The organism is Pseudomonas sp. OST1909 (genome assembly GCF_015277575.1).
Lineage (GTDB): Bacteria > Pseudomonadota > Gammaproteobacteria > Pseudomonadales > Pseudomonadaceae > Aquipseudomonas > Aquipseudomonas synxantha_A.
Genome location: NZ_CP063780.1, coordinates 2,146,420 through 2,163,327 on the forward strand (window position 1 = coordinate 2,146,420; position 16,908 = coordinate 2,163,327).

Below are 16,908 nucleotides of genomic sequence, written 5' to 3' on the forward strand. Positions count from 1 at the left end.
CGGATGAACCTGGCGCGTTACCGTTTTGTCCTGTCCCGGCCGTTGCAACTGCTGCCGGTGCTGTTTGGCATCAGCCTGATCACTTTTGTGTTGGTGCGCTCGATCCCCGGCGACCCAGCGCGGGCTTTGCTTGGCTCGCGCAGTACGCCGGATGCGCTGCTGAAAATCCGTGCCCAGTTCGGCCTCGACCAGCCCTTGTGGCTGCAATACTTCTACTTCCTGAAAAACCTGCTCAAGGGCGACCTCGGCCAATCGCTGCTGTACAAGGTCGACGCGCTGAAACTGATCGTTACCCGCATCGAGCCGACGCTGATGCTGGTGCTGGGCAGCGTGGCCCTGGCGTTGCTGATCGCGGTGCCGCTGGCGACAGTAGCGGCGCGTCACAAAGGCGGTTGGGCGGACAACCTGATCCGCGTTTTCACCACGGTCGGCCTGGGGATGCCGGCGTTCTGGCTGGGCTTGATGCTGATCCTGCTGCTGAGCGTGCAATGGGGCCTGTTCCCGGTGTCTGGCTATGGGCGGACCTGGCTGGACAAGGCCCACCATATGGTGTTGCCGTGCCTGACCATCGCCCTGGCGCTTTCGGCGGTGCTGGTGCGCAACCTGCGGGCGAGTATGTTGATGGAGCTGCAGGCCGATCATGTCACCGCCGCCCGGGCCCGAGGCTTGTCCGAGGCTGCGGTGTTTCGTCGGCATGTACTGCCTAACTCCCTGGTGCCGGCCGTCAACCTGCTGGCGGTCAACATCGGCTGGCTGATCAGCGGTACGGTGGTCATCGAAAGCCTGTTTGCGATTCCGGGCATCGGCCAATTGCTGGTGCGCGGTATTTTCACCCGTGACTACATGGTGGTGCAGGGCGTGGCGATGGTGCTGGCCTGTGCCACGGTGGTGGTCAACTTCGTCGCCGACATAGTGACGGTAGCGCTCGACCCACGGGTGAAGATGCAATGAGCAGCCGCCCACTGATTGCACCCTGGCGCTTGCGCCTGCGCTTTGGCTTTCGCAATGGCCGCCTGACCGCCGCCTGGGGCCTACTGATCCTGTTGACGTGGCTGGCCCTGGCGCTGTTTGCGCCGTGGATCGCACCGTTTGACCCCATCGCGCAAAACACCGACATGAGTTTGCTGGCGCCCAGCCTTGCCCATCCGCTGGGTACCGACAATTACGGCCGGGATGTGTTATCGCGGGTGATCTGGGGCGCGCGCATCGACCTGCAACTGGCGATTGTCGGGGTGATCTTCCCGTTCATCATCGGCACTTTCGTCGGCGCGGTGTCCGGTTATGTGGGTGGGCGTTTCGACAGTTTCTGTATGCGCGTGATCGATGTGGTGCTGGCGTTCCCGTTCCTGGTGCTGATGCTGGCGATCATGGCCATTCTGGGGCCTGGCTTGCAGAGCTTTTATATCGCCATGGCACTGGTGGGCTGGGTGTCGTATGCGCGGTTGATTCGCTCGCAGATTCTGGTGCTCAAGGAAAGCGAGTTTGCCCTGGCCGCCAAGAGCCTGGGGTTTGGCCATGGGCGCATTCTGTTCCGGCATTTGCTGCCCAATGCCCTGTTTGGCTCCATCGTGTTTTCCATGTCTGACGCGGTGCTGGTGTTGCTCAACGGCGCCGCCGTGAGTTACCTGGGCCTGGGCGTGCAACCGCCTACTGCGGAGTGGGGGACGATGGTGGCCGAGGGGCAAGCCTTTATCACCACGGCCTGGTGGATCTGCACCTTCCCGGGGTTGGCCATTGTGACCCTGGCCATGGGCTTTAGCCTGTTGGCCGACGGTGTCGCGCAAGTGTTGGGGGACCGCTCGTGAGCCTGCTGCAAGTGCGCGACCTCAGCGTGATCGCCAACAACAGCGGGCGTGATGTCACCTTGGTAGATCGTGTGTCCTTTGACCTGGCCGAAGGTGAGATTCTCGGCCTGGTGGGTGAGAGCGGGTCGGGCAAGACCATGGCCTGCCGCGGCTTGATGCGCCTGCTGCCATCGCCCGGCCTGCGTGTGCAAGGTGGCGCCGTACGCCTGGCCGGCCAGGACCTGCTGCAACTGAATGACGCCGGTATGCGCGCCGTGCGGGGCGGGCAACTGGGCATGATCTTCCAGAACCCCAGCAGCCACCTGGATCCGCTGATGCGCATTGGCGAGCAGATCGCCGAGGGCATCCGCCTGCATCAAGGTGCGTCGAAAAAGGACGCGCGCGCGCAGGCTATCGAGGTATTGCGCCAGGTCGGAATCCCGGACCCGCAGGCGCGGGTCGACAACTATCCCCATGAGTTTTCCGGCGGTATGCGCCAGCGCGCGATGATCGCTGTGGCCCTGGGCTGCAACCCGAAAGTGCTGATTGCCGACGAGCCGACCACGGCTCTGGATGTGACGGTGCAGGCGCAAATCCTGCGCCTGTTGCTCGACCTGCGTGACCAGCGTGGCCTGTCGATCATCATGATCACCCATGACCTGGGCGTGGTCGCGCAAACCTGCGACTCCATCGCGGTGATGTACGCTGGGCGCCTGTGCGAGCACGGCAGCAAATACGAACTGCTGGCGCGGCCACAGCATCCGTACACCGCTGGGCTGATCGACTGCCAGCCGGCCCACAGCAGCGGTCATGCCTTGTTGCGCACCATCCCTGGCCAGCCGCCGTTGCTCGATGCCTTGCCTGACGGTTGCCGCTTTAATCCGCGTTGCCCGCAGGCCGGGGCCTTATGCGCCGAGCTGTTGCCCCAAGGCGCACGCGTGGCCTGTCACTATCCGTTGGGAGGGCGACCATGAGCCTGTTGCAGATCAAGGACCTGGAGGTACGTTTTGCCGCGTCCGGCAGTGGCCTGTTCGGTTTGAACAAGCAGTGGGTGAGGGCGGTGAACGGGGTGTCGCTGAACCTTGTCGCCGGTGAAACCCTCGGCTTGGTGGGCGAGTCCGGCAGCGGCAAGAGCACCCTGGGCCGGGCGATTTTGCACCTCAACCCGATCAGCGCCGGCCAGGTGCTGTTTGACGGTATCGATATGGCTCACGGCAGCGCCATCGACATCGCCCGCCTGCGCCATGAAACCGCGATGATTTTCCAGGACCCGTACGCCGCGCTGAACCCCCGGCACAGTATCGGCGAAACCCTCGCCGAGGTGTTGCGCATGCAGCGCAAGGTGGCTGTGGAGCAGATCCCGGCACGCGTCAACGAGCTGCTGGAACTGGTGGGCCTGCGCCCCGAGTTGGCCGGGCGCAAACCGGGCTCCCTCAGCGGCGGCCAATGCCAGCGCGTCGGCATCGCCCGGGCACTGGCGGTGGAGCCGCGCCTGATCATTGCCGATGAATGCGTGGCCGCGCTGGATGTGTCGATCCAGGGCCAGATCATCAACTTGCTGCTGGAACTGCAACAACGCATGAACCTGGCGATCCTGTTTATCGCCCATGACCTGGCCATCGTGCGGCGCCTGTGCGACCGCGTGGCGGTGATGTACCTGGGCAAGATCGTCGAAGAAGGGCCGGTGGAAGCGGTGTTCACCACGCCGCGTCATCCGTACACGGCGGCGTTGATCGAGGCGATTCCCGAGATTGACCCGCATCGGCCGTTGCCCGCGCATCCCTTGCCGGGTGAGCCACCCAGTCCACTGAATCTGCCTACAGGCTGTGCGTTTCACCCGCGTTGCCGGTATGCGCGAGCCGTGTGTTCCGCGGTGTTGCCGCCGACCCATTTCCTGCACGAGCATCGGTACAGTTGCGTGCTTGAAGAACCTTTGCCTTGACCTCTGCCATTCATTAACAAGGAGTTGTGATATGCAATCGCGCCACTTGAAGTTGCTCGCCGCCGCTACGCTGACCGCCTGGTCGCTGACCGCAGGCCTGGCCCAGGCCGCCGGTGTCCTCACCATCGGCTGCCGTGAAGACAGCACCACCTTTGACCCGATCAAAAGCGCGCAAAACCGCGACACTTGGGTATTTGCCAACGTCTACGACACCCTGGTGCGCGTGGATAACCTGGGCACCAAGATGGAACCGGGCCTGGCCGAAAGCTGGGACATTTCCAAAGACGGCCTGACGTATACCTTCAAACTGCGCGAAGCGAAGTTCTCCGACGGCTCGCCGATCACCGCTGCCGATGCGGCGTTCAGCCTGCTGCGCATTCGTGACAACAAGGCGTCGTTGTGGAGCGATCCGTTCAGCCTGATCAACACCGCCAAGGCCAGCGATGCGAAGACCCTGGTGGTCACTCTGAAAACCCCGGCGGTGGCCTTCCTCTCGCAACTGGCGTCGCCGACGGTGTCGATCCTGTCGGAAAAAGCCATGACCACGATGGGCGAAGACGCCTACTCGGAAAACCCGGTGACGTCCGGTGCGTTTACCGTGCAAGAGTGGCGCAAGGGCGACCGGGTGATCCTGAAGAAGAACCCGGATTTCTGGCAGGCCAATAACGTCAGTCTCGACGGCGTGGAATGGGTGTCGGTGACCGACGACAACACCCGTATGCGCATGGTGCAGAACAACGAACTCGACACAGCGATCTTCGTACCGTTCTCGCGGGTCGAAGAGCTGAAGAAAGACAAGAACGTGGTGATCCACGCCGACCCGTCTACCCGTGAAGATCACTTGTTGATCAACCACGAGCACGGTTTGCTCGCCAAGCCGCAGGTGCGCCAGGCATTGGACATGGCCATCGACAAACAATCGCTGGTGAAAACCGCTACTTACGGTCAAGGCACCGTGGCGTATTCCTACATTCCCAAAGGCTCGCTGTACCACTACGCCAACAACCTGCAACGTCCTTATGACCCGACTGAGGCCAGGAAACTGCTGGAAGAGGCCGGTGCCAAGGACTTGAAGCTCAACTACGTGGTCAACGCCGGCAACGAGGCCGACGAGCAGATTGCGGTGATCATCAAGGACCAGTTGGCCAAGGTCGGCGTCACCGCCAACCTGCAAAAGGTCGACCCGACCCAAAGCTGGCAGATGCTGGTGGACGGTGAGTACGATATTTCGGTGATGTACTGGACCAACGACATCCTCGACCCGGACCAGAAAACCACCTTCGTGCTGGGCCACGACACCAACCAGAACTACATGACCCGCTACAAGAACGACAAGGTCAAGGCGCTGGTAGCTGCGGCGCGAGTCGAGGCAGACCCGGCCAAGCGTGAGCAGATGTATGTCGAGTTGCAGAAACTGGCGAAACAGGATGTGAACTGGATTGACCTGTACTACAGCCCGTACATCAATATTTCACGCAAGAATGTGAGTAACTTCCTGCAGAACCCGCTGGGGCGCTTCACCTTGGAGGAAGTGGTCAAAAACTGAGTTTTTGACTACACCACAAAGCAATGTGGGAGCTGGCTTGCCTGCGATGGCGATGGAACATTCACCACCGCTATCGCAGGCAAGCCAGCTCCCACATTTTTTGCAGTGTGTCAGGGCTTACTGCGCATCAAATGCCTGTCCATTGATGCCGGCACTGTCCGGCCCCATCAGGTACAGGTACACCGGCATGATCTCTTCCGGTGCTGGCCGCTCCATCGGGTTCTCACCGGGATACGCCTGGGCCCGCATACTCGTGCGTGTACCGCCCGGGTTGATGCTGTTGGCGCGCACTGCCGCTACATCTTCCAGCTCATCGGCCAGGGTTTGCATCAAGCCTTCGGTAGCAAACTTGGACACACCATAAGCCCCCCAATACGCCCGCCCCTTACGCCCGACGCTGCTGGAGGTGAACACCACCGATGCATCCTGGGACAGCTTGAGCAGCGGCAGCAAGGTGCTGGTCAGCATGAACATCGCGTTGACGTTCACATGCATCACGCGCATGAAATTCTCGCCGGACAACTGCTCGATCGGCGTGCGTGGGCCGATGATCGAGGCGTTGTGCAACAGGCCGTCGAGGCGGCCGAATTCTTTTTCGATCATCGCTGCCAGCTCATCGTATTGATGGGGCAGGGCGGTCTCCAGGTTGAACGGGATCACCACCGGTTGCGGCTGGCCGGCGGCTTCGATCTGGTCATATACCTGGGCCAGGTTGGCTTCGGTCTTGCCCAGCAACAGCACGGTCGCGCCATGGGCGGCATAGGTCTTTGCCGCTGCTGCGCCAATCCCGCGGCCGGCGCCGGTGACCAGGATGACCCGGCCTTTGAGCAGTTCTGGAGGGGCAGAATAATCAAACATAAATAGCCTCGACAAAATTCAAGGTGATACACCACTCAAAGTGGAATCCATTTCCTGTGGGAGCTGGCTTGCCTGCGATGGCGGAGTACCTGTCGGCAGATGTGCTGGCTGGCAGACCGCTATCGCAGGCAAGCCAGCTCCCACATTGATCTCATTGTTGTTGAGATCTTCGAACAATCAGCAACTGCACAGCGCGTTATCCAGCACCTTGCGCAATTCCAGCGGGTGATCCACCACCACGTCAGCGCCCCAGTGACGCGGGTTGTCGTCCGGGTGGATATAGCCGTAGGTGACCGCCGCCGTGCGCGTACCGGCATCGCGGCCGGATTCGATATCACGCAGGTCATCGCCCACGAACAATACGCTCGCCGGGTCGAGGTCGAGCAGCTTGCACGCCAGAATCATCGGCTCCGGGTCCGGCTTGCTGTTCTTCACGTGGTCCGGGCAGATCAGCACGGCCGAGCGCTCGGCCAGGCCCAGCCGCTGCATGATCGGTTCGGCAAAGCGCACGGGCTTGTTGGTGACCACACCCCAGATCAGCTTGGCCTTCTCGATGTCTTCCAACAACTCGGCCATGCCGTCGAACAGTTTGCTGTGCACCGCGCAGTCCTTGAGGTAGCGCTCCAGGAATTCCTGGCGCAGCTCTTCAAAGCCGGGTGATTCAGGGTCCATTGAAAAGGTCACGGCAACCATCGCCCGCGCACCGCCGGAGATCTCATCGCGGATGTGCTGCGGGTTGATCGGATCCAGGCCGCGGTCGGCGCGCATGGCCTGGCAGATGGCGATAAAGTCCGGCGCGGTATCCAGCAGGGTACCGTCCATGTCGAAGAGAACCGCTCGCAACTTCACAGGCTTACTCCTCGCGCAGGGTCTGGATCATGTAGTTGACGTCAACATCGCTGGCCAGCTTGTAGTGCTTGGTCAGCGGGTTGTAGGTCAGGCCGATGATGTCCTTGACGGTCAGCCCGGCCTGACGGCTCCACGCACCCAGCTCGGAGGGGCGGATGAATTTCTTGAAGTCATGGGTGCCACGCGGCAGCAGCTTCATGATGTATTCGGCGCCAATGATCGCGAACAGGTAAGCCTTGGGGTTGCGGTTGATGGTGGAGAAGAACACCTGGCCGCCGGGCTTGACCATACGGAAGCACGCACGGATCACAGAGGATGGGTCCGGCACGTGTTCGAGCATTTCCAGGCAGGTCACCACGTCAAACTGCTCGGGCATTTCCTCGGCCAGGGCTTCGGCAGTGATCTGGCGGTATTCCACGCTCACGCCGGATTCAAGCTGGTGCAACTGCGCCACGGCCAATGGCGCTTCGCCCATGTCGATGCCCATCACGGTCGCGCCGCGTTGAGCCATGGCTTCGCTGAGGATGCCGCCGCCGCAACCCACGTCCAGCACCTTCTTGCCGGCCAGGTTGACGCGCTCGTCAATCCAGTTGACCCGCAGTGGATTGATGTCGTGCAGGGGTTTGAACTCGCTCTCGCGGTCCCACCAGCGGTGGGCGAGGGCTTCGAATTTGGCGATTTCGGCGTGGTCGACGTTGCTCATGATGAATCCTCTAAATCTGAAAAATCGGTGAGTGGGTGCCGAGCGCATGGGCTCAGCACCTTCGTTATTCGCTGTGCCCGCTGATGCGTTGGCCCCAGGCAATGGCCGTGGCGGTCAACTGTTGTTCATCCATGCGGGTCAATTGCCGGTCGTCGAGCAATGGCTTGCCGGCGACCCAAAGGTGTTTCACGCAATCGCGTCCGGTGGCATATATAAGCTGTGAGACCGGATCGTAGATCGGTTGTTGCGCCAGCCCCGACAGATCGAAGGCGACTATATCTGCGGCCTTGCCGACTTCCAGCGAGCCAATCTCGCTTTCCAGGCCCATGGCCCGTGCACCGTTGAGCGTCGCCATGCGCAGGGCACGGTGGGCGTCCAGAGCGGTGGCCGAGCCGGCGACGGCCTTGGCCAGCATCGCGGCGGTACGGGTTTCGCCCAGCAGGTCCAGGTCATTGTTGCTGGCGGCGCCGTCGGTGCCGATGGCCACATTGACCCCAGCCTGCCACAGGCGCTCAACCGGGCAAAAGCCGCTGGCCAGTTTCAGGTTCGATTCCGGGCAATGGATGACGCTGGTGTTGCTTTCTACCAGCAAAGCCAGGTCTTCTTCGCTGATTTGGGTCATGTGAACGGCCTGGAAGCGCGGCCCGAGCAAGCCGAGGCGACCCAGGCGCGCCAATGGCCGCTCGCCGGTCTGCTCCACGGCTTGTTGTACTTCAAAGGCGGTTTCATGCACATGCATATGGATCGCGGCGTCCAGCTCTTCGGCGATCACCCGGATCTTTTCCAGGTTGGCGTCGCACACGGTGTAGGGCGCGTGAGGGCCGAAGGTGATCTTGATGCGCGGGTGGTGCTTGAGGTCGCCGAACAGCTCGATGCCCTGGCGAAGCGCCTCGTCGGCAGTGCTGGCGCCGGGAATCGGGAAGTCGAGGATCGGCATGGCGATCTGCGCGCGCATACCGCTATTGTGCACGCAATCGCTGGCGACCTTGGGGAAGAAGTACATGTCGGAGAAGCAGGTGATGCCGCCCTTGAGCTGTTCGGCGATGGCCAGGTTGGTGCCGTCGCGCACAAAGGCTTCATCGACCCATTTGGCTTCGGCCGGCCAGATGTGTTTTTCCAGCCAGGTCATCAACGGCAGGTCATCGGCCAAGCCACGGAACAGGCTCATTGCCGCATGGCCGTGGGCGTTGATCAAGCCGGGGCTGAGCAACATGCCGGGCAGTTCGCGCACCTCATTGGCCGCCAGCTTCAATGCGGCGGCCCGTGGGCCGATAAAGGCAATGCGCCCATCGCGGATGCCCAGACCATGCTCTTTGAGCACCACGCCGGCAGGTTCGACCGGTACCAGCCAGGTCGGCAAGAGCAACACGTCGAGCGGGGCGGCAGTGGAGGTCATCGCAGGCTTCTTCCCAGGCAGCTATAAAAGAAGGGCGAAGTATACCCGAGCGTCCTGGCTGGCGGATCGCTATAATCCGCGGCTTTTGTTCATGAGTGCGGGGTAAGGGATGCGCGACCGACTGTTGGCTGCAGAGAAAGTGAAGGCCATCGATTGGCGTGACGGCGCGCTGTACCTGCTCGATCAGCGCGTGTTGCCGTCCCGGGAGAGCTGGGTGGCCTGTCATACCGTCGCGGCGGTGGCCGAGGCCATTCGTTCGATGGTGGTGCGGGGCGCAGCGGCCATCGGCATCAGCGCCGCCTATGGCCTGGTGCTGGCCGCCCGTGAGCGCATTGCCGAGGGTGGCGACTGGCAGGCAGCGTGGGAAGAAGACTACGCGCTGCTGGCCGATAGCCGCCCGACCGGGTCGAATCTGTTCTGGGCACTCAAGAATATGCGCGACTGCCTGGACCGCCTCAAGCAGCACGCCGACCCGGTTGCCGTGCTGGAAGCCCAGGCCATTGTGATCCATGAAAGCGACCGGGAGGCCAATGTGGTCATGGCCCAGTTGGGTATGGAGCGGATTCGCAAGCACCAGGGCAACGCCCAGGCGATCCTCACCCATGGCAACGCCGGAGCATTGGCCACGGGCGGTGTCGGTACGGCCCACGGCGTGATTCGCGCGGCGTTCCTGGAGGGGCTGGTCGAACAGGTCTATGTCAACGAAACCCGTCCATGGCTGCAAGGCTCGCGCCTGACGGCGTGGGAGTTGGCGGGCGAGGGCATCCCGGTGACGGTGAATGCCGACTCCGCCGGGGCGCATATCCTCAAGACCAAAGGCGTGACCTGGGTGGTGGTCGGTGCTGACTGTATTGCCGCCAATGGTGACGTGATCAGCAAGATCGGCACTTATCAGCTAGCCGTCTGTGCCATGCATCATGGCGTGCGCTTTATGGTGGTGGCGTCGAGTTCGACGCTCGATTTGATGATGGCTACCGGCGATGATGTTGCGCTGGAGACGCGCGATCCCGCTGAGCTGCTGGACGTCATGGGGCAGCGGCTGGAGGTGGATGCGTTTAATCCGGTATTTGATGTGACCCCGGCCGACCTGATTGATGTGATCGTGACCGAGAAAGGCGTGGTCGAGCGGCCGGATACTGCCAAATTGGCCAGGTTGATGTGCCGTAAGCGGCTGCATTGAGGACAGTGGTGTCTGTGAAATAGCAATCGGGGGCAAGCCCCCTCCCACATTTTGACTGTGTTCACAATTCAAGTGTGGGAGGGGGCTTGCCCCCGATTGGGCCCGAAAGTCAATAAAACCCTCGGATCCATCCTCAAAAAACAGCATCACCCCACCTCTGAGCCCCTCTCGTCCCCTTCAAGCCTGTCATCCGTCAAATTACTAGCCTCCATGCGCATCAGGGGGATAGGTGCGTGGCGGCGATTGTGATAACATTCGGCGGTTTCCAGGGCTGCCCCGAGGGGTTGCCCATAACGCGCAGATCCGTGTCATAACTCGTTGATTTGTCGTAAGTCGTTGTCAGGCACTGTGTCGGCAGCGGCGAGCTTCGTTCGTCCCGAATGGATGTGACGAGGTTTCACCCGAAAAAGGAATCAGGCTTCTCATGGGCGAACTGGCCAAAGAAATCCTCCCGGTCAATATCGAAGACGAGCTGAAACAGTCCTACCTCGACTACGCGATGAGCGTAATTGTCGGTCGGGCACTGCCTGATGCGCGCGATGGCTTGAAGCCCGTGCACCGGCGTGTGCTGTTCGCGATGAGCGAGCTGGGTAACGACTGGAACAAGCCGTACAAGAAATCTGCCCGTGTTGTCGGTGACGTGATCGGTAAGTATCACCCTCACGGCGACACTGCGGTGTACGACACCATCGTTCGGATGGCCCAGCCGTTTTCCCTGCGCTACCTGCTGGTAGACGGCCAGGGCAACTTCGGTTCGGTCGACGGCGACAACGCCGCGGCCATGCGATACACCGAAGTGCGCATGACCAAGCTGGCGCATGAGCTGCTGGCCGACCTGCATAAAGAAACCGTGGACTGGGTGCCGAACTACGACGGCACCGAAATGATCCCGGCCGTCATGCCCACCAAGATCCCCAACCTGCTGGTCAACGGCTCCAGCGGTATCGCCGTGGGCATGGCCACCAACATCCCGCCGCACAACCTCGGTGAAGTCATCGATGGTTGCCTGGCCCTTATCGACAACCCCGAGCTGACTGTCGATGAGCTGATGCAGTACATCCCCGGCCCGGACTTCCCGACCGCCGCGATCATCAACGGTCGCGCCGGCATCATCGAAGCCTACCGCACCGGTCGCGGGCGCATTTACATGCGCGCCCGTTCGATGATCGAAGACATCGACAAGGTCGGTGGCCGCCAGCAGATCGTCATCACCGAACTCCCGTACCAGCTGAACAAAGCGCGCCTGATCGAGAAGATCGCCGAGCTGGTTAAAGAGAAGAAGCTCGAAGGCATTACCGAACTGCGCGACGAGTCCGACAAAGACGGTATGCGCGTGGTGATCGAACTGCGTCGTGGCGAAGTGCCTGAGGTGATCCTCAACAACCTCTACGCCCAGACCCAGCTGCAAAGCGTGTTTGGTATCAACGTGGTTGCACTGATCGACGGCCGCCCACGCATCCTGAACCTCAAGGATCTGCTGGAAGCTTTCGTTCGTCACCGTCGTGAAGTAGTGACCCGCCGTACCGTGTTCGAACTGCGCAAGGCCCGCGAGCGCGGCCACATCCTGGAAGGCCAGGCCGTTGCGCTGTCGAACATCGACCCGGTGATCGCCCTGATCAAGGCCTCGCCAACCCCGTCGGAAGCCAAGGAAGCGTTGATCAGCACGCCTTGGGAATCCAGCGCCGTGGTGGCCATGGTTGAGCGCGCAGGCGCCGATTCTTGCCGTCCGGAAACCCTGGACCCGCAATACGGCCTGCGCGAAGGCAAGTACTTCCTGTCGCCGGAGCAGGCCCAGGCCATCCTGGAACTGCGCCTGCACCGCCTGACCGGTCTTGAGCACGAGAAGCTGCTGGCCGAGTACCAGGAGATCCTCAACCAGATCGGCGAGTTGATCCGCATCCTCAGCAGCGCCGTGCGCCTGATGGAAGTGATCCGCGAAGAACTGGAAGTGATCCGCGCCGAGTACGGCGACGTGCGCCGCACCGAAATCCTCGATGCGCGCCTGGACCTGACCCTGGGTGACATGATCCCGGAAGAAGAGCGCGTCGTGACCATCTCCCACGGTGGCTATGCCAAGACCCAGCCGTTGGCTGCGTATCAGGCCCAGCGTCGTGGCGGTAAAGGTAAATCGGCTACCGGCGTCAAGGATGAGGACTACATCGCTCACCTGCTGGTCGCCAACAGCCACACCACGCTGCTGCTGTTCTCCAGCAAGGGCAAGGTGTACTGGCTCAAAACCTACGAAATCCCGGAAGCTTCCCGTGCTGCCCGTGGTCGCCCATTGGTCAACCTGCTGCCGCTGGACAGTGATGAATACATCACCACCATGCTGCCGGTCGAGGAATACACCGAAGGTCACTTCATCTTCATGGCCACCGCCAAGGGCACCGTGAAGAAGACCCCGCTGGAATCCTTCAGCCGTCAACGCAGCGTGGGCCTGATCGCCCTGGAGCTGGATGAAGGTGACGTACTGATTTCCGCCGCCATTACCGATGGCGAGCGCGAAGTCATGCTGTTCTCCGATGGCGGCAAGGTTACGCGCTTCAAGGAATCCGACGTGCGCGCCATGGGCCGTACCGCCCGCGGTGTACGCGGCATGCGCCTGCCGGAAGGGCAGAAGCTGATTTCGATGCTGATCCCGGAAGAAGGCAGCCAGATCCTCACCGCTTCCGAACGTGGCTACGGCAAGCGCACTGCCATCAGCGAGTTCCCGGAGTACAAGCGTGGCGGCCAGGGCGTGATCGCCATGGTCAGCAACGACCGCAACGGCCGTCTGGTCGGCGCGGTGCAGGTGCTTGATGGCGAGGAGATCATGCTGATTTCCGACCAGGGCACCCTGGTGCGTACCCGTGTGGCTGAAGTGTCGAGCCTGGGCCGTAACACCCAGGGCGTGACCCTGATCAAGCTGGCCAAGGATGAAAAACTGGTCGGCCTGGAGCGTGTGCAGGAGCCTTCGGAAGTTGAAGGTGAAGAGCTGGAAGGCGAGGAGTTCGACGGCGAGGTGATCGCAGCCGGCGATGACAACGTCGACGAGCCAACCCTCGATGCTGCCGCAGACGAAGAAGAACCGCAGGAATAAGCGGACACACAGGGGGCGGATGAAGATTCGCCCCCTTGTTGTTTGTCCCCTTTGAAAAATACACGTCCTTTGCCTGGACGCGGTCCATGTGGGAGCTGGCTTGCCTGCGATAGCATCACCGCGGTATCACTGGAACTACCGAGGTGCCTGTATCGCAGGCAAGCCAGCTCCCACATGGGTTGGCTTCAGAAAAAGGGTGTTGCCGAACATGATTGCAGCCCCACCAGATCAGAGTGAGATTGGATGTGAGCAAGAGAGCCTATAACTTCTGTGCCGGTCCCGCGGCGCTTCCTGAAGCAGTCCTGCAGCGTGCGCAGGGTGAACTCCTCGACTGGCATGGAAAAGGCCTCTCCGTGATGGAAATGAGCCATCGCAGCGATGAGTTCGTGTCCATCGCCACCAAGGCCGAGCAGGATCTGCGCGACTTGCTGGACATCCCATCCAATTACAAAGTGCTGTTCCTGCAAGGCGGCGCGAGCCAGCAGTTCGCTCAGATCCCACTGAACCTGTTGCCCGAAGAGGGCACTGCCGACTATATCGACACCGGTATCTGGGGGCAGAAAGCCATTGAAGAAGCCTCGCGCTACGGTCACGTCAATGTGGCCGGTACCGCCAAGCCCTACGACTACTTCGCCATTCCAGGTCAGAACGAGTGGAAGCTGACGAAGGACGCGGCCTACGTTCACTACGTCGCGAACGAAACCATCGGTGGCCTGGAATTTGATTGGGTGCCTGAAGTCGGTGACGTTCCGCTGGTGTGCGACATGTCCTCGGACATCCTCTCGCGCCCGATCGACGTGTCCCGGTACGGCATGATCTACGCCGGTGCGCAAAAGAACATCGGCCCGAGCGGCATCCTGGTCAATATCATCCGCGAAGACCTGCTCGGTCGCGCCCGTTCGCTGTGCCCGACCATGCTCAACTACAAGGTCGCGGCCGATAACGGCTCGATGTACAACACCCCGCCGGCGTTTGCCTGGTACCTGTCCGGCCTGGTCTTCGAATGGCTCAAGGAGCAGGGCGGTGTGGCTGCGATGGGCAAGCGCAACGAAGAGAAGAAGCGCACCCTGTACGACTTCATCGACGCCAGCGGCCTGTACAGCAACCCGATCAACCTTACCGACCGCTCGTGGATGAACGTGCCGTTCCGCCTGGCCGATGATCGCCTGGACAAGCCGTTCCTGGCTGGCGCCGACGAGCGTGGCTTGCTGAACCTCAAGGGCCACCGCTCGGTCGGTGGTATGCGCGCCTCCATTTATAACGCTGTCGACATCCACGCCATCAACGCGCTGGTTGCCTACATGGCAGAGTTCGAAAAGGAACACGGCTAATGTCTGAGCAAGAACTCAAAGCCCTGCGCGTACGCATTGACAGCCTGGACGAGAAGGTCCTGGAGCTGATCAGTGAGCGCGCGCGCTGCGCCCAGGAAGTGGCTCGGGTGAAAATGGCGTCCCTGGCAGAAGGCGAAGTGCCGGTGTTCTACCGGCCTGAGCGCGAAGCCCAGGTGCTAAAGCGCGTGATGGAGCGCAACAAGGGGCCGCTGGGCAATGAGGAGATGGCGCGGTTGTTCCGTGAAATCATGTCTTCTTGCCTTGCCCTTGAGCAGCCGCTGAAAGTGGCCTACCTGGGCCCTGAAGGCACTTTCACCCAGGCGGCGGCCATGAAGCACTTCGGCCACGCGGTGATCAGCAAGCCGATGGCGGCCATCGACGAAGTGTTCCGCGAAGTGGCGGCCGGCGCGGTGAATTTTGGCGTGGTGCCGGTGGAAAACTCCACTGAAGGCGCGGTCAACCACACGCTGGACAGCTTCCTCGAGCACGACATGGTGATCTGTGGCGAAGTCGAGTTGCGTATTCACCACCACCTGCTGGTGGGCGAGAACACCAAGACCGACAGCATCAGCCGTATCTACTCTCACGCTCAGTCCCTGGCCCAGTGCCGCAAGTGGCTGGACGCCCATTACCCGAATGTCGAGCGCGTGGCGGTGTCCAGCAACGCCGAAGCGGCCAAGCGGGTCAAGGGTGAGTGGAACTCGGCGGCGATTGCCGGCGATATGGCTGCGGGCCTCTACGGGCTGACACGCTTGGCCGAGAAAATCGAGGACCGCCCGGACAACTCCACGCGCTTCTTGATGATCGGCAGCCAGGAAGTGCCGCCAACCGGCGACGACAAGACTTCGATCATCGTTTCCATGAGCAACAAGCCCGGCGCGTTGCATGAGCTGCTGGTGCCATTCCACGACAACGGGATTGACCTGACGCGCATCGAGACTCGTCCTTCGCGCAGCGGTAAATGGACCTACGTGTTCTTTATCGACTTCATCGGCCACCACCGCGACCCGCTGGTCAAGGGCGTGCTGGAGAAGATCAGTCAGGAAGCCGTGGCACTCAAAGTGCTGGGCTCCTACCCGAAAGCGGTTTTGTGAGGCTTTGACATGAGTGGCAACTTCCTCGCCCTGGCTCAGCCGGGCGTGCAACAACTCTCGCCTTACGTTCCAGGCAAGCCTGTGGACGAACTGGCCCGTGAGTTGAATCTGGACCCGTCCAGGATCGTCAAGCTGGCGAGTAACGAAAACCCGCTGGGCCCGAGCCCTAAAGTATTGGCGGCGATTCGGGAGGAGCTTGCCGAGCTGACCCGTTATCCCGACGGCAATGGCTTTGCCCTCAAGTCCCTGCTGGCAGAAAAATGCCGGGTCGAGCTCAATCAGGTGACCCTGGGCAATGGCTCCAACGACATTCTTGAACTGGTCGGGCGTGCCTACCTGGCGCCCGGTTTGAATGCGGTATTCAGCGAACATGCCTTTGCGGTCTACCCCATTGTCACCCAGGCCGTGGGGGCTGATGCGCGCGTCATTCCCGCCAAGGATTGGGGCCACGACCTGCCGGCGATGCTGGCAGCGATCGATGCGCAAACCCGCGTGGTGTTTATCGCGAACCCGAACAACCCGACCGGCACCTGGTTCGATGCGAAGGCCCTGAACGAGTTCCTGCAGAACGTGCCGGAGCATGTGCTGGTTGTGCTGGACGAAGCCTACATCGAGTACGCCGAAGGCGGCGACCTGCCCGATGGCCTGGATTTCCTCGCGGCCTACCCGAACCTGCTGGTGTCGCGCACCTTCTCCAAGGCTTATGGCCTGGCGTCGTTGCGGGTGGGCTACGGCCTGTCCACAGCGGTAGTGGCCGATGTGCTGAACCGCGTACGCCAACCGTTCAACGTCAACAGCCTGGCCCTGGCGGCTGCGTGTGCGGCGGTGAAGGATGCCCAATACCTGGAAGAAGGGCGCCGCCTTAACGAAAGCGGCATGTTGCAGTTGCAGGACGGCTTTCGCGAGTTGGGCCTGGGCTGGATTCCGTCCAAGGGCAACTTCATCTGCGTCGACCTCGGCCAAGAGGCTGCACCGGTATTTCAGGGCTTGTTGCGCGAAGGCGTGATCGTGCGTCCGGTGGCCAACTACGGTATGCCGAACCACCTGCGTATCACCATTGGTTTGCCGGCCGAGAACAGCCGCTTCCTGGAGGCGTTGGCCAAGGTTCTGGCCCGTGGTTGATGTCACTGCATTGCAACCTGCTGT

At 61.5% G+C, this 16,908-nt stretch carries 14 protein-coding genes; 10 read left to right on the forward strand and 4 right to left on the reverse strand.

The genetic code is table 11. The annotated features are described in order from the left end of the window. Positions 1 to 3: 3 nt before the first annotated feature. The 5 genes from IH404_RS09420 to IH404_RS09440 are packed head-to-tail and all read left to right on the forward strand — an operon-like array spanning position 4 to position 5,272. Positions 4 to 951: an ABC transporter permease gene (locus IH404_RS09420; protein WP_005786280.1), complete on the forward strand. Its 948-nt coding sequence runs from the start codon at positions 4 to 6 to the stop codon at positions 949 to 951. Next, the gene (locus IH404_RS09425) at positions 948 to 1,805 is read left to right on the forward strand and encodes an ABC transporter permease (RefSeq protein ID WP_005786281.1); all 858 of its coding nucleotides are present in this window, start codon (positions 948 to 950) and stop codon (positions 1,803 to 1,805) included. Before IH404_RS09420 ends, IH404_RS09425 begins: the two co-directional genes overlap by 4 nt. Beyond that, positions 1,802 to 2,758 (forward strand): ABC transporter ATP-binding protein, encoded by a 957-nt coding sequence (locus IH404_RS09430; protein WP_194440329.1) that lies wholly within the window; start codon positions 1,802 to 1,804, stop codon positions 2,756 to 2,758. The genes IH404_RS09425 and IH404_RS09430 overlap by 4 nt, the downstream gene beginning before the upstream one ends. After that, entirely contained in the window at positions 2,755 to 3,726 is a 972-nt protein-coding gene (locus IH404_RS09435; protein ID WP_194440330.1) for an ABC transporter ATP-binding protein, read from the forward strand. The genes IH404_RS09430 and IH404_RS09435 overlap by 4 nt, the downstream gene beginning before the upstream one ends. A 31-nt stretch (positions 3,727 to 3,757) precedes the next feature. After that, complete coding sequence (locus IH404_RS09440; RefSeq protein ID WP_194440331.1) at positions 3,758 to 5,272, forward strand: ABC transporter substrate-binding protein; 1,515 nt, start codon at positions 3,758 to 3,760, stop codon at positions 5,270 to 5,272. Between the two features lie 117 nt (positions 5,273 to 5,389). On the opposite strand, the gene IH404_RS09445 is transcribed toward IH404_RS09440, so the two are convergent. The 4 genes from IH404_RS09445 to IH404_RS09460 form a co-directional block, all read right to left on the reverse strand. Continuing rightward, positions 5,390 to 6,130 (reverse strand): YciK family oxidoreductase, encoded by a 741-nt coding sequence (locus IH404_RS09445; protein WP_005786287.1) that lies wholly within the window; start codon positions 6,128 to 6,130, stop codon positions 5,390 to 5,392. Between the two features lie 177 nt (positions 6,131 to 6,307). Continuing rightward, entirely contained in the window at positions 6,308 to 6,979 is a 672-nt protein-coding gene (gene mupP, locus IH404_RS09450) for an N-acetylmuramic acid 6-phosphate phosphatase MupP (RefSeq protein WP_005786289.1), read from the reverse strand. A 4-nt stretch (positions 6,980 to 6,983) separates the two neighbouring features. Then, positions 6,984 to 7,682 (reverse strand): bifunctional 2-polyprenyl-6-hydroxyphenol methylase/3-demethylubiquinol 3-O-methyltransferase UbiG, encoded by a 699-nt coding sequence (ubiG, locus tag IH404_RS09455; protein WP_003172645.1) that lies wholly within the window; start codon positions 7,680 to 7,682, stop codon positions 6,984 to 6,986. 64 nt (positions 7,683 to 7,746) lie between these two features. Next, entirely contained in the window at positions 7,747 to 9,078 is a 1,332-nt protein-coding gene (locus tag IH404_RS09460) for a TRZ/ATZ family hydrolase (RefSeq protein WP_194440332.1), read from the reverse strand. Between the two features lie 109 nt (positions 9,079 to 9,187). On the opposite strand from IH404_RS09460, the gene mtnA reads away from it, so the two are divergent. The 5 genes from mtnA to hisC all read left to right on the forward strand — a co-directional run bounded on the left by mtnA (position 9,188) and on the right by hisC (position 16,884). Continuing rightward, positions 9,188 to 10,258 (forward strand): S-methyl-5-thioribose-1-phosphate isomerase, encoded by a 1,071-nt coding sequence (gene mtnA, locus IH404_RS09465; RefSeq protein WP_005786292.1) that lies wholly within the window; start codon positions 9,188 to 9,190, stop codon positions 10,256 to 10,258. Between the two features lie 424 nt (positions 10,259 to 10,682). Next, positions 10,683 to 13,337: a DNA gyrase subunit A gene (gene gyrA, locus IH404_RS09470; RefSeq protein ID WP_005786294.1), complete on the forward strand. Its 2,655-nt coding sequence runs from the start codon at positions 10,683 to 10,685 to the stop codon at positions 13,335 to 13,337. 245 nt (positions 13,338 to 13,582) lie between these two features. Beyond that, complete coding sequence (gene serC / locus IH404_RS09475) at positions 13,583 to 14,668, forward strand: 3-phosphoserine/phosphohydroxythreonine transaminase (protein ID WP_005786296.1); 1,086 nt, start codon at positions 13,583 to 13,585, stop codon at positions 14,666 to 14,668. Next, a complete protein-coding gene (pheA, locus tag IH404_RS09480; protein ID WP_003172650.1) occupies positions 14,668 to 15,762 on the forward strand; it encodes a prephenate dehydratase in 1,095 nt (364 codons plus the stop codon). The genes serC and pheA overlap by 1 nt, the downstream gene beginning before the upstream one ends. A gap of 9 nt (positions 15,763 to 15,771) precedes the next feature. Then, a complete protein-coding gene (hisC, locus tag IH404_RS09485; protein ID WP_194440333.1) occupies positions 15,772 to 16,884 on the forward strand; it encodes a histidinol-phosphate transaminase in 1,113 nt (370 codons plus the stop codon). The last annotated feature ends 24 nt before the right edge of the window (positions 16,885 to 16,908 follow it).